Origin of the sequence: Pseudomonas sp. B26(2017) (genome assembly GCF_002113045.1) — a bacterium.
In the GTDB taxonomy this organism is placed as follows: domain Bacteria; phylum Pseudomonadota; class Gammaproteobacteria; order Pseudomonadales; family Pseudomonadaceae; genus Aquipseudomonas.
This window is the reverse complement of record NZ_NEJJ01000017.1, coordinates 104,584-122,960: the sequence shown is the minus strand read 5'-3', so window position 1 is coordinate 122,960 and position 18,377 is coordinate 104,584. Positions and strand designations below refer to the sequence as shown.

The window sequence follows — 18,377 nt, the reverse complement described above, 5'->3', positions numbered from 1 at the left end:
TTCGATCAGTCCGGAACGACTTCAGGCGCTTCCCGAGGCGCGGGTGCCGTCAGTGAAGTGATTTTGATCAGCAGGGCCAGGTGGCCGTTGTCGAGGTAGTTGAGTTGGCCGTTCTTGGTGTGGCTGTTCTGTTTCAGGCGCTCGCTGGCGGTGACCATGCCGTTGGCGTCGATCTGGTTGACCCAGAAGTCGGCGTTCACGTCGGTAAAGCGCCCGAGCTTCATTTCTATGGTGCCTTCGATAGGGAATTGGCCGAACTGCTCCTGACCTTCGCTGACTGCGACCTTGGCTGGAGTCTCGCCCAGCGTCTGCTGCCAGGCTTTGTGCATCAGCACGCTGTACTCGCCGCTGGCGTTGAGTTTGCTCACAACATCGTTCAATGCCGGGGTGCGTTTGCTGTCATCGCCTAAACGTTGGGCGCCGGCTGCCCAGTCTTCCGGTGCGGCGCGGCTGACTATCGCCGGCACGGCGTTCTGGCGTACCAGAATCATTTCGACCTGATACAGGTCATCGGCAAACGCCGTCGGTGCTACAAGTGTCAGTAGCAAGGTCAATGAGCGAAACAGGCGCATGCGGCGTCCTTCAAGCAGTTTTCGGGATGAGGCGCTCAAACAGCGCCTCCACAGTATTAAAGCGCTCTTCCGGGCGCTCCATCGGCACCTGGAACTTGAACACGGTGGCGCCTTCGAATTTGTAGCGTTTTGGCTGGCTCTGGATCAGTTTGATCAGGGTCATCGGGTCGACCGGCGTCTGCGCCGCGAACTCGATGCGCCCACCTTGCGGGCCGCCATCGACTTTCTTGATGCCCAGCTGCTCGGCCTGCAATTTCAGCGCCGTGATGCGCATCAGATTCTTGGTCGGCTCCGGCAGCAGACCGAAGCGATCGATCATCTCGACTTGCAGATCCTTCAGGCCTTCCTCGTCGGTGGCCGAAGCGATGCGCTTGTACAGGATCAGGCGCGCGTGAACATCCGGCAGATAATCTTCCGGAATCAGCGCCGGCACCCGCAGGTTGACCTCAGGGCCGCCGCCGAGCGGTTGATCGAGGTTCGGCTGCTCGCCCTTGCGGATCGACTTCACTGCGCGCTCAAGCATTTCCATGTACAGCGTGAAGCCGACAGCCTGAATCTGCCCGCTCTGACCGTCGCCCAGCAATTCGCCGGCGCCACGGATTTCCAGATCGTTGGTGGCCAGCACGAAGCCGGCACCCAGATCCTGAGTATTGGCAATTGCCTCCAGACGTTTTTCCGCATCACCGGTAATTTGCTGGCGTGGCGGGGTCAGTAGGTAGGCGTAAGCCTGGTGGTGACTACGACCAACACGACCGCGCAACTGGTGCAACTGCGCCAGGCCGAACTTGTCGGCACGCTCGATGATGATGGTGTTGGCGCTCGGCACGTCGATGCCGGTCTCGATGATGGTCGAGGCGATCAGCACGTTGAAGCGCTTGTGGTAGAAGTCGCTCATCACCTGTTCGAGTTCGCGTTCGCGCATCTGCCCGTGGCCGATGCCGATCCGCGCTTCCGGCACCAGTTCGGCGAGTTCGGCGGCGCACTTCTCGATGGTCTTCACGTCGTTGTGCAGGTAGTAAACCTGGCCGCCACGCAGCAGCTCACGCAGCAAAGCCTCTTTGACTGTGCTCTTGTTCTGCTCCATGACGAACGTGCGCACCGACAGGCGTCGCGCCGGCGGCGTGGCGATGATCGACAGGTCGCGCATACCCGACACTGCCATGTTCAGCGTGCGCGGAATCGGCGTGGCCGTCAGCGTAAGAATGTCGACTTCGCTGCGCAGGGCCTTGAGCTGTTCCTTCTGACGGACACCGAAGCGGTGCTCTTCGTCGATGATCACCAGCCCGAGGTTTTTGATTTTGACGTCGTCCTGCAGCAACTTGTGGGTGCCGATGACGATGTCGATATTGCCTTCGGCCAGCTCGGCCACCGCAGCGTTCACTTCCTTGGCCGACTTGAAGCGGCTCATCACTTCCACGGTCACCGGCCAGTCGGCGAAGCGGTCGCGGAAGCTGTTGTAATGCTGCTGGGCGAGCAGGGTGGTCGGCACCAGGATCGCCACTTGTTTGCCGCCGTGTACAGCGATGAACGCGGCGCGCATGGCCACTTCGGTCTTGCCGAAACCGACGTCGCCGCAGACCAGGCGATCCATCGGTTTCGGCGCAAGCATGTCTTCACGCACGGCTTCGATGGTGGATTGCTGGTCCGGAGTCTCCTCGAACGGGAAGCCGGCGCTGAAAGTCGCGTAATCGGCCTTCGGGTCGGCAAAGGCATAACCTTCGCGGGCGGCGCGGCGGGCATAGATGTCAAGCAATTCGGCAGCGACGTCGCGCACTTGCTCGGCGGCCTTGCGCTTGGCTTTCTGCCAGGTCTCGGAGCCGAGGCGGTGCAGCGGGGCCAGCGCATCGTCGCTACCGGTGTAACGGGCGATCAGATGCAGGTTGGCCACCGGCACATAGAGCTTGGCGTTCTCGGCGTATTCGAGGGTCAGGAATTCGGCAGCCTGATTGTCGATTTCCAGAATCGTCAGGCCGAGATAGCGACCGACACCGTGGTCGATGTGCACCACCGGCGCGCCTTCGCGCAGCTCGGTGAGGTTCTTGATCACCGCATCGTTGTTGGCGTCGGCGCGTTTTTCGCGGCGACGACGCTGCATCACCCGTTGGCCGAACAGCGGGCTTTCCGCGACCAGTGCCAACGCCGGGTCATCCAGCATCAAGCCTTCGTCGAGCGGGGCGATGGTGATCGCCAGGCGATCCTTGCTTGCAACGAAGTCCGGCCAGCTGTCGACGGTTTTCGGGCGCAGCTTCAGGCGATCCAGCAACTCCAGCAACACTTCGCGACGGCCTGCGGATTCGGCGGTAAACAGCACGCGCCCCGGGAATTCGTCGAGGAATGCCGAAAGCGCGGCCAAAGGTTGCGTGGCCTTGGCTTCGATCGCCAGATTCGGCAATGCCTGCGCCGGGAAGCGCTCCCGGCCGGCACCGGTTTCCACATCCTGCTGACTGGCGACCACGCGCGGCCAGTTCTTCAGGCGGGCGAAACAGTCTTCCACCGGCAGGAAAAGTTCGGCCGGCGGCAATAAAGGACGCGATGGGTCGACGCGGCGCTCTTCATAACGATTGCGTACGTCGTTCCAGAAATTTTCCGCCGCTTGCTCGATGCCTGGCAGCGAGAACACTTGAGTGTCCTGCGGCAAGTAATCGAACAGGGTCGAGGTTTCTTCGAAGAACAGCGGCAGGTAGTACTCGATGCCGGCCGGCGTGATGCCGCTGCTCAGGTCCTGAAAGATCGGGCAGCGACGGAAGTCGACGTCGAAACGCTCGCGAAAGCGTGCCTTGAAGCGAGTGACCGCTTCTTTCTGCAGCGGGAATTCCTTGGCCGGCAGCAGCTTGACCGAATCGACCTTGTCGATGGAACGCTGGGTTTCCGGATCGAAGGTGCGCAGGGTTTCGATTTCATCGTCGAACAGATCGATGCGATACGGCAGTTTGCTGCCCATCGGGAAAAGGTCGATCAGCGCGCCACGCACCGTGAACTCGCCGTGTTCGTAAACTGTGTCGACATAGCGATAGCCGCTGGCTTCCAGGCGCGAGCGCATTTGCTCGACATCGAGCTTCTGCCCGACATCCAGCACCAGACTGCTGCCGAGCAGGAATTTGGTCGGCGCCAGACGATGCAGGGCGGTGGTGATCGGCACCACCAGCACGCCATGTTCCAGTTCAGGCAGTCTATAAAGGCTGGCAATGCGCTGGGAGATGATGTCCTGGTGTGGCGAGAACAGGTCGTAGGGCAGGGTTTCCCAGTCCGGGAAATGCAGCACTGGCAAATCCGGGGCGAAGAAGCTCAGCTCCTGCTCCAGCCGTTCGGCACTCTGGCTGTCGGCGGTCAAAAGCAGCGTGAAGCGCTTGGCAGCGCTGGCAGCCTCGGCAATTGCCAGGCTCAGGGCGGCACCGGGGAGGTTGCCCCAGTGCTGTTTACCTGCCGCGGCAGGGAGAAGCGGTAGACGCAGAACAGGCACGGAAGGTTGAGCTCCAGGCGTTGCGACAAAGTCGGTAATTGTAGCGGCGTCCGGTGCCGCCTGTCAGTTGCAGGATGCGTCTATCTGCGCTGTTTGGGAAAAATGTAGTGGTAACCATAAAAACCAGCGCTTTTTTTACGGTTATGTAGTGCCAAAAGTCGGAGGTGTTACGGAGGGTTACAGACATCGTCTAACAGTCGTCGAAAAACTGACTGCGCTGGAAGCCCCGGTTTTACTGGGCTGGCGCAGAGCGTTATTTTTTTGGACGGGATTTTGTTACCGATTGCGCGACAGGCGCGCATTGCTACGAGAGGTTCTCGGCGGCATAATGTAGCCCCTTTTTTCTGCCCCTACATGTGGAAGGTTACCGTGACTCAGAAGCCCGACCAGTGTCTTGGTGAATGGATCGACCGTGAAGCACTCGCAGAAGCGATGATTCCGCTTATCGGTCAGCTCTACCGCAACAACAACGTGGTGAGCTCGATCTATGGCCGCAGCCTGATCAACCAGTCTGTCATCGCGATTCTCAAAGCCCACCGCTTTGCTCGCCACCGCTCTTCCGACGACAGCGAACTCTCCGTCCACGAAACATTCCCTCTTCTCAAGGCCATGAGCGAGCTGAAGCTCGGCGCGGCTTCGGTGGATATGGGCAAGTTGGCGTTCAAGTTCCGCGCTGAAGGCAATGGCCGCACCGCTGAACAATTCGTTCGCGAAGAACTGGCCGATGTCGTTGGTCAGCAGAACGCTTCGGCGCGTAAAGGCACTGACGTCGTGCTGTACGGCTTCGGTCGTATCGGCCGTCTGCTGGCGCGCATCCTGATCGAAAAAACCGGTGGTGGCGACGGCTTGCGTCTGCGCGCCATCGTGGTACGCAAGGGCTCTGAAAACGACCTGGTCAAGCGTGCCAGCCTGCTGCGTCGTGATTCGGTTCACGGACCGTTCGATGGCACCATCACCATCGACGAAGAAAACAACACCATTACCGCCAACGGCAACCTGATTCAGGTGATCTACGCCAAGAGCCCGAGCGAAGTCGACTATACCCAGTACGGCATCGAAAACGCTCTGGTCGTGGACAACACGGGTGTATGGCGTGATGCCGATGGTCTGGGACAGCACCTGGCCTGCCCGGGCGCTGCCCGCGTGATTCTCACCGCTCCGGGTAAAGGCGCGTTGAAGAACATCGTTCACGGCATCAACCATGGCGACATCACGCCTGACGACAAGATCATCTCGGCGGCGTCCTGCACCACCAACGCCATCGTGCCGGTGCTCAAGGCTGTCAACGACCAGTACGGCATCGTCAACGGCCACGTTGAAACCGTTCACTCGTTCACCAACGACCAGAACCTGATCGACAACTTCCACAAGGGCAGCCGTCGTGGCCGCGCCGCGCCGCTGAACATGGTAATCACCGAGACCGGTGCTGCCACTGCAGCTGCCAAGGCGTTGCCAGTGCTCAAGGGCAAGCTGACCGGTAACGCGATTCGCGTTCCTACGCCAAACGTGTCGATGGCCATTCTGAATCTGAACCTGGAAAAGGCCACCACTCGCGAAGAAATCAACGAGTACCTGCGCCAGATGGCCATGCACTCGGATTTGCACAAGCAGATCGACTACGTCAGCTCGCAGGAAGTGGTTTCCACTGACTTCGTGGGCTCGCGTCACGCTGGTGTCGTGGATGCCGAGGCAACCATTACCCAGGACAACCGCGTTGTTCTGTATGTCTGGTACGACAACGAGTTCGGTTACAGCTGCCAGGTGGTTCGCGTGATGGAAGACATGGCCGGTGTAAATCCGCCAGCGTTCCCGCGCTAAGCCTTAGCCGCAAATGAAAACGCCCCGACTCTGGTCGGGGCGTTTTTGTTTGTGCGCGATTTGCCTTAGCGGGGGATAGCGGCTTGTGCCGTGCGCAATTCGTGCTTGTTGCCACGGAACAGCACCAGTGTGGCGATCAGGCCCAGTACCGCTGCACCACTGAGCCAGATCCCCGGTGCCGCCTTGTTGTCCAGCACATGGATCAGATAAGTGCAGGCCGCCGGCGTAAAACCACCAAAGGTTGCGGTGGCCAGGCTGTAGGCCAGCGAGAAACCGGTCGTACGAACTTCTACCGGCATGATCTCGGTGAGCGCCACCACCATTGCCCCGTTGTATGAGCCGTACAGAAACGACAGCCACAATTCGACAACCAGGAGATGGCTGAAGCTCGGGTTCGCCACCAGCCACGACAACGCCGGATAAGCGGTCAGGATCGCCAGAATCGTCGCCGCCAACAGTAGGGGTTTGCGCCCGACCTTGTCAGACACTGCGCCCATCACCGGCAGCCAGAAGAAGTTCGACAGACCGATGCACACGGTCACCAGCAACGCATCGAAGTCAGAGAGGTGCAATTCCGCCTTGCCGAACGTCGGCGTGTACGCCGTGATCAGGTAGAACGACACCGTCGTCATGACCACCAGCGCCATGCCGGCGATGACGATGCCAAAGTTCTGACCGATCGAACGGATGATTTCCTGCAGGGTAGGGCGATGTTTGCGCGCCTGGAACTCCGGGGTTTCCTCCAGCGAGCGACGGATGACGAAAATCACCGGGACGATCATGCAGCCGATCAGGAACGGCACGCGCCAGCCCCATTCGCCCATCTGTTCCGGGCTCAGCCAGTGGTTGAGGCCTACACCGAGCAGGCCGGCGAACACCACGGCGGCTTGCTGACTGGCGGACTGCCAACTGACGAAAAAGCCCTTGCGGCCCGGCGTGGCGATTTCCGCCAGGTACACCGACACGCCACCTAATTCGACGCCAGCCGAGAAGCCTTGCAGCAAGCGGCCGAACAGCACGATCAGCGGCGCGGCCACCCCAAGGGTGGCGTAGCCCGGCACGCAGGCAATCAGTACGGTGCCGGCCGCCATCAGGGCCAACGTGATGATCAGGCCCTGGCGCCGGCCATGCCGGTCGATGTAGGCGCCGAGAAAAATCGCCCCCAGCGGACGCATCAGGAAACCGGCACCAAAAGTGGCCAGGGAAAGCATCAAGGAAGCGAAGGCACTGTCGGTGGGAAAGAAGGTCTTGGCAATGGCCGTGGCATAGAAGCCGTAGACCATGAAGTCGAACATCTCGAGAAAGTTGCCGCTGACAACGCGAAAAATCGCCTTGCCTTTGCCGGTCGTGGAAGACATGGGTAGGTACTCGCTCTAAATCTTGTAAGAAAGCGTTGCGCTCGTAGCCCATAATGGCCGGCGCGGTTTTGCGGGGAGATGAAGAATTGTTAACTGGACGGTGGGGAATTCTCGTGCTGCTGGCCGGGGTTTTGTCCGGCTGCGGCAACGGCGATTCCCTCGAGACTATTGGTGGCCCGACGATGGGCAGCACTTACTCGATCAAGTACGTGCGCCACGCCAATCTGCCTGCCCCGCAGGAAGTGCGTGTCGAAGTGGAAAAAATCCTCGCGGATGTCGACCGGCAGATGTCGACTTATCGCGCGGACTCCGACATCTCGCGCTTCAATGAGTTGCCGGCTGATCGCTGTCAGGTCATGCCCGCGCCGATCCTGGAAATGGTCCGCATGGGCGAACAGCTGTCGCAGCAAAGCGAAGGCTCCTACGACCTCACGGTTGAGCCGCTGATGAATCTATGGGGTTTCGGCCCGCAGGGGCGCGAAGAAAAAGTCCCGGACGCGGCGGCACTGGCCGAGGTTCGCCAGCGGGTCGGTCATCAACATCTACGCATCGACGGCGATCGGTTATGCAAGGACGCGGCGGTCGAGGTGGATTTCAACAGCATCGCCGCCGGTTACGCGGTCGATGCCATTGCTGCGCGACTCGAAGCCCTGGGCATCCATGACTATCTCGCGCAAGCCACCGGCGAGCTCAAGGCGTCCGGCAAGAAACCCGACGGTTCGCCATGGCGTATCGCACTGGAAGAACCGCGAGATGATCAGCAGGTGGCAGAGCGCGTCATCAACATCGATGGCTATGGCCTGTCCACCTCCGGCGACTATCGCAACTATTTTCAGCAGGATGGCCGGCGCTATTCCCACACCTTCGATGCCAGGACCGGTGCGCCGGTCCTGCACGATCTGGCGTCGGTCACGGTCATTCATCCTTCAACGCTGATGGCCGATGGACTATCGACGCTGTTGCTGATTCTCGGGCCTGAAAGGGCCTGGGACTATGCCGAAAAACACGACATTGGTGCATTCTTTGTGATTCGTGCCGATACAGGTTTCGTCACACGCACCAGTCACGCTTTCGAACGGCTCAGTGACGCAAAAGTTGACTGAGAACAGTACGAAAGCTGGCGTTGTAGTGCAGGCAAAAGTAGCCTACGACGCGACCAAGGGTTAATGTGCGCGGCGTTGACGCTTCTATAGACTGTGTCCGGGTTTTCTACTGGCCCCCAATTGTTCCTTCGCGCCGTCGTTCGGCGTGATTTAGCCGCCGGTGCTGCTGGCACCGCGGCCTGTTCTGAGGAGTACGCATGGCTGTCTACAACTACGACGTGGTGGTGCTGGGTTCCGGCCCGGCGGGAGAAGGCGCGGCAATGAACGCCGCCAAAGCAGGGCGCAAGGTGGCGATGGTCGACAGCCGTCGCCAGGTCGGCGGCAACTGCACCCACCTGGGCACCATCCCGTCCAAGGCACTGCGTCACTCGGTGCGGCAGATCATGCAGTTCAACACCAACCCGATGTTCCGTGCGATCGGCGAGCCGCGCTGGTTCTCCTTCCCGGATGTGTTGAAAAGCGCCGAGAAAGTCATCTCCAAGCAAGTCGCTTCGCGTACCGGCTACTACGCCCGTAACCGCGTCGACGTGTTCTTCGGTACCGGCAGCTTCGCCGACGAGCAAACCATCGAAGTGGTCTGCGCCAACGGCGTGGTCGAGAAACTGGTGGCCAAGCACATCATCATCGCCACCGGTTCGCGTCCTTATCGCCCGGCGGACATCGATTTCCACCACCCGCGTATCTACGATAGCGACACCATCCTCAGCCTCGGCCACACCCCGCGCAAACTGATCGTTTACGGCGCCGGCGTGATCGGTTGCGAATACGCTTCGATCTTCAGCGGTCTGGGCGTGCTGGTCGAACTGGTGGACAACCGCGGTCAGCTTTTGAGCTTCCTCGACTCGGAAATCTCCCAGGCGTTGAGCTACCACTTCAGCAACAACAACATCACCGTGCGTCACAACGAAGAGTATGACCGCGTCGAAGGCGTGGACAACGGCGTGATCCTGCACCTGAAGTCCGGCAAGAAGATCAAGGCCGATGCCTTGCTCTGGTGCAACGGCCGTACCGGTAATACCGACCAGTTGGGTCTGGAAAACATCGGGGTCAAGGTCAACAGCCGTGGCCAGATCGAAGTCGACGAGAACTACCGCACCTGTGTGCAGAACATCTATGGCGCCGGTGACGTGATCGGCTGGCCGAGCCTGGCCAGTGCCGCCCACGACCAGGGCCGTTCGGCCGCTGGCAGCATCGTTGACAATGGCAGCTGGCGTTTCGTGAATGACGTGCCGACCGGCATCTACACCATTCCGGAGATCAGCTCGATCGGCAAGAACGAGCAGGAACTGACCCAGGCCAAAGTGCCGTACGAAGTGGGCAAGGCGTTCTTCAAGAGCATGGCGCGTGCACAGATCGCCGGCGAGCCGCAGGGCATGCTGAAGATCCTGTTCCACCGTGAAACCCTGGAAGTGCTGGGCGTTCACTGCTTCGGTTATCAGGCGTCGGAGATCGTGCACATCGGTCAGGCGATCATGAACCAGCCGGGCGAGCTGAATACCCTGAAGTACTTCGTCAACACGACGTTCAACTACCCGACCATGGCCGAAGCCTATCGGGTAGCGGCGTACGACGGCCTCAACCGGCTTTTTTGACGGGCTCCGGCCGGTGGCCTGAGCCGGCCGGGGAGACCGATTTCAGCAATTCCCGAGGGTGGCAGTGGCCAAACCGGGAAAGTCTGTAATCAGGCTGTCAACGCCGAAGTCGGCGAGTCTGCGCATCAGCGCAGGCTCGTTGACGGTCCACACCGACACATGCAGCCCTTGACGTTGCGCCTTTTGCAGGCGTTCCGGCGTACACAGCGTCCAGTTCAAGGCCAGAATCTCGCAGCCGTAGTTTGCGGCGACCTTCAGCGGGTCGAGCCAGGCGTATTCCGCCACCAGGCCCCGTGACACGTCCGGTACCAGATCCAGCGCCGCCTTCAACACTTCCCGAGAGCTCGAGGTGATCGTCACCTTGTCGAGCAGTCCGTGCCTGACCGCCATTTCACGAATGGCCAGAACGGTGGTGGCTGCGCGGGTGCGTGAAGCGCTTTTGACTTCGAGCTGCCAGTGATCGAAATCACATTTCTCGAACAATTCTTCCAGGGTCGGAATCGGGCACGGCTTGATCCAGCCGGGGCCGCCCTTGCGGGCGTCGTAGGTCACCAGATCGGCGGCGGTGTGCTCGGCCACCTTGCCGCGCCGGTCGGTGGTGCGCTTGAGGGTCGGGTCGTGGATGACCATCAGCTCGCCGTCCTTGGACAGGTGTAGATCCAGTTCGCAACGGCGTACGCCGTGCTTTAGACATTCCTGAAAACTGGTCAGGGTGTTTTCCGGTGCTTCGCCCTTGGCGCCGCGGTGGCCGTAGATGAGGGTCACGGTTCTTCCTTAATTAAATGCCTGAATCATTTTGTTCGCGGGCCAGACGTCGTTCCTGGGCCTGCTTCTGCAAGATATAGCGGGCAAGCAACTGGCGCTGGGCGTCGGTCAGGTGCTCGAACTCGGTGCCGACGTCGTAGCCGTCGCCCTTGCGGTCGCAATGGGTGACGCGGGCGCGCAGCAACAGGCCAAGCGCCTGGGGCATCAGCACCAGTTTCACCGACAGGTGAGCGCCGGTGGCGATCGGGGTCGGGTGCTGAAAGTCGACCCCGCCCTCGGAGATGATCACCGGTTGCGGCTCGCCGATATGGCCGAGCACGGTCAGGGCGACCACCTGGCTGAGCAGGTCGATGCGTTTGTTCTGGGATTTCAGGAACGCCGAGATGGCACGGTCGCGTTCACTGATCTGGCGCAGCAGGTGCTGCGACTCGAATTCGCTCAGGTGCAGTTCGCTGAGCAGGTTGAACAATGGGGAAGCATCCTGCAACACTTCCTGGCCTGCAGCTTCGGGAGCGGACAGGGGCCGAATTTCCAGTGCGATCATGTCCTCGATACGGTAGTATTCGCGGCGATCTTCTTCATCTAATGTCGACATGGCGAACCCATGGTAGCGGCGGTGGTCTGAGTGTAAAGCTGGTTATCGACCCCCGCCACAAGGACGTTCCTTTTCCCTCCGAACAAGCCCCGACATGTTCAGACCTCTCTTCGTATTTATCGGCACGCGTTATACCCGTGCAAAGCGTCGCAATCATTTTGTGTCATTCATTTCCCTGACTTCGATGATCGGGCTCGCCCTTGGCGTGGTCGTGATGATCGTGGTGCTTTCGGTGATGAACGGCTTCGATCATGAGATGCGCACCCGCGTGCTGGGCATGGTGCCCCACGCGACCATCGAGTCCGGTGAAGCCATCAACGACTGGCCGAGCCTGGCCGCCAAGGTCAAGCAGAGCCCGCAGGTGGCGGCCGTCGCGCCGTTCACCCAGATGCAGGGATTGCTGACCAACAACGGCCAGGTGTCCAAGGTGTTGCTCAATGCCATCGACCCGGCGCTGGAGCGCAACGTCTCGATCATCGACAACTTCATGAAACAGGGCAAACTTGACGACCTGACGCCGGGCAGCTTCGGCATCGTGATCGGCGACAAGGCCGCGACCAAGCTCGGCGTGGGCCTCGGTGACAAGGTCACCTTCGTCGCGCCGGAGGTCAGCGTGACCCCGGCCGGCATGTTCCCGCGCATGAAGCGCTTCACCGTAGTCGGCATCTTCCATGTCGGCGCCGGTGAGCTGGACGGTTACCTGGGCGTCACCAACCTGCAGGATCTGGCGAAAATGCACCGCTGGAAGCCCGATCAGGTGCAAGGCCTGCGCCTCAAGTTCGACGATCTGTTCCAGGCGCCGCGTGAGGCGTGGAACATTGCCCAGCGCCTCGGCGAAGACCGTTACTACGCCCGCGACTGGACCCGTACCCACGGCAACCTGTATCAGGCGATCCGCATGGAAAAAGCCATGATCGGTCTGCTGTTGCTGCTGATCGTCGCCGTGGCGGCATTCAACATCATTTCCACGCTGGTGATGGTGGTGAACGACAAGAAGGGCGACATCGCCATTCTGCGCACACTGGGCGCCACGCCGGGCACGATCATGCGCACATTCATGGTGCAGGGCACGGTGATCGGTGTGGTCGGCACGGCCATCGGCGCTGTGGTCGGGATCTTCGCCGCGCTCAACGTCAGCGCCGCGATTTCGGCCCTCGAAGGCGTGATCGGACACAAATTCCTCAACGCCGATGTGTATTTCATCGATTACCTGCCGTCGCAGGTGCAGAGCCAGGACGTGGTCATGGTCTGCGCCGCTGCGTTGGTCCTGAGTTTCCTCGCCACCCTGTATCCAGCCTGGCGTGCCGCGCGCACCCAGCCGGCGGAGGCGCTACGTTATGAGTGAGTCGGGCATGAGTGAAAAAGCAATCTTGAGCTGCCGCAACCTGGGCAAATCCTACGAGGAAGGCCCGGAGTCGGTGGAAGTGCTGGCCAACCTGCAACTGGAACTGCATCCGGGTGAGCGGGTGGCGATCGTCGGCAAATCCGGTTCGGGCAAAAGTACCTTGCTCAACCTGCTGGGCGGTCTCGACACGCCGACCAAGGGCAGTGTCTGGCTCGACGGTGAAGAACTGTCGGCGCTGAGCGAGAAGAAACGTGGTCTGCTGCGTAACCGCGCCCTCGGGTTCGTGTACCAGTTCCACCACCTGCTGCCGGAATTTACCGCGCTGGAAAACGTCTGCATGCCGCTGCTGATCGGCAAGACCGCGATACCGGAAGCCCGTCAGCGTGCCACGGCGTTGCTGGAGCGGGTCGGTCTGGGCCATCGCCTGGAACACAAACCGGCGGAACTGTCCGGTGGCGAACGTCAGCGTGTGGCCATTGCCCGGGCGCTGGTGAACAACCCTGGGCTGGTGATGCTCGACGAGCCGACCGGCAACCTCGATTCCCATACCGCCGAAGGCATTCAGGATCTGATGCTGGAACTCAGCACTTCGATGCGCACGGCGTTTCTGGTGGTGACTCACGACATGAACCTGGCTCGCCAGATGGACCGCGTCCTGCACCTCAATGAAGGCTGCCTGACGCCAATCTGACGCGTTGAAACCCGATGCCTGAAAAGGCGTCGGGTCTTTTATTTTTATACGGTGCCCCAGCGAATGTTCAGACCGTTATCGATCTTTATCGGCACGCGCTATACCCGCGCCAAGCGCCGCAATCGCTTTGTTTCGTTCATTTCGATGACCTCGATGATCGGCCTCGCCCTCGGCGTACTGGCGATGATCGTGGTGTTGTCGGTGATGAACGGCTTCCAGCGCGAAATGAGTTCGCGCATCCTCGGCATGGTGCCTCACGCGACCATTGTCGGCGTCAAGCCGATCGATGACTGGCAGCCAGTCGCCGCCGCTGCGATGAAAAACCCGGAAGTGACGGCTGCGGTGCCGTTCACCGAGATGGAGGGCATGCTGTCCTACAAGGGCATGATGCAGCCGATCCAGATCAGTGGCGTCGACCCGGCCCAGGAAGGCAAGGTGTCGATCGTTGCCCAGCACATCGTTCAGGGCCGTCTCGATGCCTTGAAACCGGGTGAGTTCGGCGTAGTGCTCGGCGAAATCACCGCCCGGCGTTTTCGCCTCAATGTCGGCGACAAGATCACCCTGATTGTCCCGGAAGTCAGCACCGCACCGGGCGGCATCACCCCGCGCATGCAGCGGCTGAACGTGGTCGGCGTGTTCAAGGTCGGTGCCGAACTCGACGGTTCCATGGGCCTGATCCACGTCTCCGACGCCGCGACCATGCAGCACTGGGAGCCGAATCAGGTGCAGAGCGTGCGTCTGGCGGTGAAGGATCTGTATGCCGCGCCGAAAGTTTCGTCGGACATTGCCAGCGGCCTCGGCGCCGACTTCAAGGCCGATGACTGGACCCACACCCAGGGCAGCCTGTTCAGCGCGATGAAGATGGAAAAAACCATGATTGGCCTGTTGCTGCTGATGATTGTCGCGGTGGCAGCCTTCAACATCATCGCGACCCTGATCATGGTGGTTAACGACAAGGGTGCCGACATCGCGATCCTGCGCACTATCGGCGCCACACCGCGCCAGATCATGGCGATCTTCATGGTGCAGGGCACGGTGATCGGCATCGTCGGCACCATTATCGGTGGCGTTCTGGGCGTGATTGCCGCGCTGAATGTCAGTGAGATGGTGGGCTGGGTCGAGCGAGTGACCGGGCAGCACATCTTCAGTTCGGACGTCTACTTCGTCAGCAACCTGCCATCGGAGTTGCAGGGCGGCGATGTCCTGCTGATCTGCTCGGCAGGCTTCATCCTCAGCTTCCTGGCCACCGTTTATCCAGCGTGGCGGGCGGCGAAGATCGAACCGGCGCACGCCTTGAGATATTCGTAAGCTTCAAGACCGCCTTCGCGAGCAAGCTCGCTCCCACAGTGTTATGGAGTGCTCACAAAATTGTGGTGCGACTCGGTACTTGTGGGAGCGAGCTTGCTCGCGAAGGGGCCAGCACTGCTGGACTCAATCCTTGGGCAACTCAATCACAAACCGCGTCCAGCCCTGATCCGATTCGCAATGAATCTGCCCGCCATGGGCCCGGATGATCGACTGAGTAATCGCCAACCCCAATCCCGCATGCTCGCTAGTGCCTTCCTGGCGCGCCGGATCCGCCCGGTAGAAGCGATCGAACAAGCGCGGCAACAACTCTGCAGAAATCCCTTCGCCACTGTTCTCCACCGTTACCCTCAAGGATTTCGCCTGCTCGGCCACCCTCACACGCACTTCGCCGGCGGCAGGGGTGAAGCGCAACGCGTTATCCAGCAGGTTCGACAGCGCCCGGCGCAACATCGCGCGATCACCCGCAAACCGCCCCGCACCGTCACGGCTCAGGCTGACCTGAGCGTCTTCGGCCAGCGGCGCAAAAAACTCCAGCAATGCATCGGCTTCTTCCGCCAGATCCAGCGGTTCACGTTTGGGCACCAGCAAACCGTGGTCAGCCTTGGCCAGATAAAGCATGTCGTTCACCAACTGCGCCATCCATTGCAGCTCTTCAAGGTTGCTGTGCAGTGCTTCGCGATAGTCTTCGAGGGGGCGAGGGCGGGTGAGAGTGACCTGGGTGTGGGTCAGCAGGTTCGACAGCGGTGTGCGCAGCTCATGGGCGATGTCGGCGGAGAACGCTGACAGCCGCTGAAAGGAGTCATCGAGACGTCCGAGCATGGCGTTGAAGCTGTGGGCCAATTCCGCAAGTTCTGCGGGCATCCGCGCTTCCGGCAGTCGGGCATTCAACGATTGCGCCGAAATCCCACGGGCCACCGCACTCATGCGGCGTAACGGGCGAAGACCGCTGCGGGCAGCCCAGGCGCCGAGCAGCGCGGTGGCCAGCGCCGAAAGGCCGACGGTCAGCCAGATCAGATGCTGCATGCGTTGCAGGAAGTGCTGGTGGTGGGTGATGTCCAGCAACAAGGTCAATTGCGGGGAATCAGGTTTTCCCGGTTCAAGCGCAGCGTTGAGCAGGCGATAGTCGGTGCCGTTGTCGTTGATGGTGGCCAGGCCGGGCTGTTGCGGCAGATTCGCCGGGGCATGCAACGAGCGGCCGAACCAGCGCTGCCCCTCAGGGCCACTGATGCGCAGCGTGACATCGCCTTGTTGGCTCAACTCATCAGTGATGTGCGCGGCGTCGCTACCACTCAACAGCGTCTGACGCACGCTGAGCAGTTTTCCTTCGAGCAGTTGCTGGTCGAGTTCGATGAAGTGACCTTCGCTGGCCCGATTGAAAACGACCCCGGCGACCAGCGAAACCACTGCGGTGCAGCCAGCGAACAACAGCGCCAGCCGGCCGCTCAAGGACAGTCGGCGCATCAGTCGGCACGCTCTTCCAGGACGTAACCCATACCGCGCACGGTGTGAATCAGCTTGTTCGGGAAGTCGTCATCGATTTTCAGGCGCAGTCGGCGAATCGCCACTTCGATCACATTGGTGTCGCTGTCGAAATTCATGTCCCAGACCTGTGAGGCGATCAGCGATTTGGGCAGCACTTCGCCCTGGCGGCGCAGGAGCATTTCCAGCAGGGCGAACTCCTTGGCGGTGAGGTCGATGCGTTGACCGCTGCGTTCGACCCGGCGGCGGATCAGGTCCAGGCTCAGATCGGCCAGGCGCAGGCTGGTTTCCTGAGGTGTGGAACTGCCGCGACGCAACAGGCTGCGCACCCGCGCCAGCAGTTCAGAGAAGGCGAACGGTTTGACCAGATAATCGTCGGCGCCCAGTTCCAGGCCGTGAACCCGGTCTTCCACGGTGTCCTTGGCGGTCAGAAACAGGATTGGCGTTTCCAGACCGGCGCTGCGTACCGCTTGCAGGATCTGCCAGCCATTGCGACCCGGCAGCATCACGTCGAGGATCAGCAACGCATAGTCGCCGCTCAACGCCAATTGCTGGCCGGTGGTGCCATCGGCCACCAGTTCGGTGTTGAAACCGGCTTCGGTCAGGCCCTGGCGCAGGTACTGGCCGGTTTTCGGTTGGTCTTCGACGATCAGCAGTTTCATGGGCGACTCGGGTAGCGGGAACGAGGACGTTATACCGTGGGCTCACGCTGTGAGCGCCAACCTGACAAAGTTGTAATCTGCCTGTCAGGTCGCTGCCAGCGCAGGCGGGCTAGAGTTTCCCACAGGCTGAACCTTGATTTGTTGGAGTACGACTATGTTTTTGCGCAACCGTCTGGCCCTTGCCGCGTGTCTGCTGGCGCTGAGTTCGCCGCTGTGGGCATCACCGGCGCACACTTATGACTTCGGCCAGCCGGCCCCGGCGGCCAAGGCCACCCGCAGCATTGAAGTGGTGATGGGCGACATGAGCTTCGATCCGAAGGCGATCGAGATCAAGGCCGGTGAGACCGTTCGTTTTGTGCTGGTGAATAAAGGCCAGTTGCTGCATGAATTCAACCTTGGCGACGCGGCGATGCATGCGAAACACCAGCAGGAAATGTTGCAGATGCAGCAAAGCGGCATGCTCACGCCGACCGGCATGAAGGAAATGTCCCACGATATGGCGGGCATGGATCACGGCTCGATGGGGCATGGAATGAAGCACGACGACCCCAACAGCGTGCTGGTGGAGCCGGGCAAGACCGCCGAGTTGACCTGGACCTTCAGCAAAGCGGTGAACCTGGAATTTGCGTGCAACATTCCCGGGCATTACCAGGCCGGCATGGTCGGCAAACTGACTGTCAGTCAGTAAGCACTCAAAGGCGGGAGCAAAGGCTGATAGAATCCGCTGATTCTTCAGTCAGGTTTCCGCCATGCATCCCGCAGCCGAACATTCGCCGCTGGGCAAGTCCAGCGAATACATCGCCACGTACACACCGTCCCTGCTGTTCCCGATTCCGCGCACCGCGAAATGGGCCGAGCTGGGCCTGACCGCCGAAACCCTGCCGTATAAAGGCGTGGATTTCTGGAACTGCTTCGAGCTGTCGTGGCTGCTGCCGTCGGGCAAACCGGTGGTGGCAATCGGTGAATTCAGCATTCCGGCGGATTCGCCAAACATCATCGAATCCAAGTCGTTCAAGCTGTACCTGAACTCGCTGAACCAGACGCCGTTTGCCGATATCGAAAGCCTGGAAGCAACGCTGGTCAAGGATCTGTCCGCCGCTGCCGGCAAACCGGTGGGCGTGCGGGTTCGCAGCCTGAAAGATGTCGAAGCCGAAGGTGTTGTCGCGCTGCCGGGCGTGTGCATCGACGATCTTGATATCAGCGTCAGCAACTACGAACATCCGCGCCCTGAACTGCTGCGCTGCGACGAGTCGCGTGTGGTCGAGGAGAGCGTGCACAGTCATCTGCTCAAATCCAACTGCCCGGTGACCAGCCAGCCGGACTGGGGCAGCGTGGTGGTGGAATACCGAGGCGCGGCGCTGGATCACGCCAGCCTGCTGGAATACATCGTCAGCTTCCGTCAGCACTCGGACTTCCACGAGCAGTGCGTGGAGCGGATCTTCCTCGACCTGCAGCGCCTTTTGAAACCGGAAAAACTCACCGTGTTCGCGCGTTACGTGCGCCGGGGCGGGCTGGACATCAACCCGTACCGCAGCACCGAAAGCGTGCAACTGCCGAACCATCGTCTGGTTCGGCAGTAACCCGCCTCGCGGACATGAAAAAGCCCTGCCAGTGATGGCAGGGCTTTTT

15 protein-coding genes are annotated in these 18,377 nt (G+C 60.7%); 8 read left to right on the top strand and 7 right to left on the bottom strand.

Translation table 11 applies throughout. The annotated features are described in order from the left end of the window. Nucleotides 1–5: 5 nt before the first annotated feature. Nucleotides 6–572, bottom strand: a complete 567-nt coding sequence (locus CAF79_RS23280) for a CsiV family protein (protein ID WP_085700503.1) — start codon at nucleotides 570–572, stop codon at nucleotides 6–8. 10 nt (nucleotides 573–582) lie between these two features. Next, complete coding sequence (gene mfd, locus CAF79_RS23275) at nucleotides 583–4,032, bottom strand: transcription-repair coupling factor (RefSeq protein ID WP_085700502.1); 3,450 nt, start codon at nucleotides 4,030–4,032, stop codon at nucleotides 583–585. Between the two features lie 354 nt (nucleotides 4,033–4,386). On the opposite strand from mfd, the gene CAF79_RS23270 reads away from it, so the two are divergent. After that, nucleotides 4,387–5,850 carry a glyceraldehyde-3-phosphate dehydrogenase gene (locus CAF79_RS23270; RefSeq protein ID WP_085700501.1) on the top strand — a complete coding sequence of 488 codons (1,464 nt, stop codon included), beginning with the start codon at nucleotides 4,387–4,389 and terminating at the stop codon, nucleotides 5,848–5,850. Nucleotides 5,851–5,915: 65 nt separating this feature from the next. On the opposite strand, the gene CAF79_RS23265 is transcribed toward CAF79_RS23270, so the two are convergent. Then, the gene (locus tag CAF79_RS23265; RefSeq protein WP_085700500.1) at nucleotides 5,916–7,208 is read right to left on the bottom strand and encodes an MFS transporter; all 1,293 of its coding nucleotides are present in this window, start codon (nucleotides 7,206–7,208) and stop codon (nucleotides 5,916–5,918) included. Nucleotides 7,209–7,261: 53 nt separating this feature from the next. On the opposite strand from CAF79_RS23265, the gene CAF79_RS23260 reads away from it, so the two are divergent. Together CAF79_RS23260 and sthA are read left to right on the top strand one after the other, a co-directional pair. Next, on the top strand, nucleotides 7,262–8,311 hold the full coding sequence (locus CAF79_RS23260; RefSeq protein WP_170929776.1) for an FAD:protein FMN transferase: 1,050 nt from the start codon (nucleotides 7,262–7,264) through the stop codon (nucleotides 8,309–8,311). A gap of 197 nt (nucleotides 8,312–8,508) precedes the next feature. After that, nucleotides 8,509–9,903 (top strand): Si-specific NAD(P)(+) transhydrogenase, encoded by a 1,395-nt coding sequence (sthA, locus tag CAF79_RS23255; RefSeq protein ID WP_007953019.1) that lies wholly within the window; start codon nucleotides 8,509–8,511, stop codon nucleotides 9,901–9,903. Nucleotides 9,904–9,945: 42 nt separating this feature from the next. On the opposite strand, the gene CAF79_RS23250 is transcribed toward sthA, so the two are convergent. Together CAF79_RS23250 and CAF79_RS23245 are read right to left on the bottom strand one after the other, a co-directional pair. Beyond that, on the bottom strand, nucleotides 9,946–10,668 hold the full coding sequence (locus CAF79_RS23250; protein ID WP_085700499.1) for a glycerophosphodiester phosphodiesterase family protein: 723 nt from the start codon (nucleotides 10,666–10,668) through the stop codon (nucleotides 9,946–9,948). Between the two features lie 13 nt (nucleotides 10,669–10,681). After that, entirely contained in the window at nucleotides 10,682–11,263 is a 582-nt protein-coding gene (locus tag CAF79_RS23245; RefSeq protein ID WP_085700498.1) for a PilZ domain-containing protein, read from the bottom strand. A gap of 94 nt (nucleotides 11,264–11,357) precedes the next feature. On the opposite strand from CAF79_RS23245, the gene CAF79_RS23240 reads away from it, so the two are divergent. The 3 genes from CAF79_RS23240 (at nucleotide 11,358) to CAF79_RS23230 (ending at nucleotide 14,607) form a co-directional block, all read left to right on the top strand. Then, nucleotides 11,358–12,608: a lipoprotein-releasing ABC transporter permease subunit gene (locus CAF79_RS23240; RefSeq protein ID WP_085700497.1), complete on the top strand. Its 1,251-nt coding sequence runs from the start codon at nucleotides 11,358–11,360 to the stop codon at nucleotides 12,606–12,608. Nucleotides 12,609–12,615: 7 nt separating this feature from the next. After that, complete coding sequence (gene lolD, locus CAF79_RS23235) at nucleotides 12,616–13,299, top strand: lipoprotein-releasing ABC transporter ATP-binding protein LolD (RefSeq protein WP_170929775.1); 684 nt, start codon at nucleotides 12,616–12,618, stop codon at nucleotides 13,297–13,299. A gap of 63 nt (nucleotides 13,300–13,362) precedes the next feature. After that, complete coding sequence (locus tag CAF79_RS23230; protein WP_011335181.1) at nucleotides 13,363–14,607, top strand: lipoprotein-releasing ABC transporter permease subunit; 1,245 nt, start codon at nucleotides 13,363–13,365, stop codon at nucleotides 14,605–14,607. A gap of 123 nt (nucleotides 14,608–14,730) precedes the next feature. Here CAF79_RS23230 and CAF79_RS23225 read toward each other — a convergent pair whose 3' ends face one another. After that, complete coding sequence (locus tag CAF79_RS23225; protein ID WP_085700495.1) at nucleotides 14,731–16,068, bottom strand: heavy metal sensor histidine kinase; 1,338 nt, start codon at nucleotides 16,066–16,068, stop codon at nucleotides 14,731–14,733. Further along, nucleotides 16,068–16,748, bottom strand: coding sequence for a heavy metal response regulator transcription factor (locus CAF79_RS23220; protein WP_011335179.1), 681 nt, complete (start codon nucleotides 16,746–16,748; stop codon nucleotides 16,068–16,070). Before CAF79_RS23220 ends, CAF79_RS23225 begins: the two co-directional genes overlap by 1 nt. 154 nt (nucleotides 16,749–16,902) lie before the next feature. Between CAF79_RS23220 and CAF79_RS23215 the strand changes: the two genes are divergently transcribed. Beyond that, nucleotides 16,903–17,436: a plastocyanin/azurin family copper-binding protein gene (locus CAF79_RS23215; protein WP_007951609.1), complete on the top strand. Its 534-nt coding sequence runs from the start codon at nucleotides 16,903–16,905 to the stop codon at nucleotides 17,434–17,436. Nucleotides 17,437–17,497: 61 nt separating this feature from the next. After that, nucleotides 17,498–18,328, top strand: coding sequence for an NADPH-dependent 7-cyano-7-deazaguanine reductase QueF (queF, locus tag CAF79_RS23210; RefSeq protein ID WP_085700494.1), 831 nt, complete (start codon nucleotides 17,498–17,500; stop codon nucleotides 18,326–18,328). The last annotated feature ends 49 nt before the right edge of the window (nucleotides 18,329–18,377 follow it).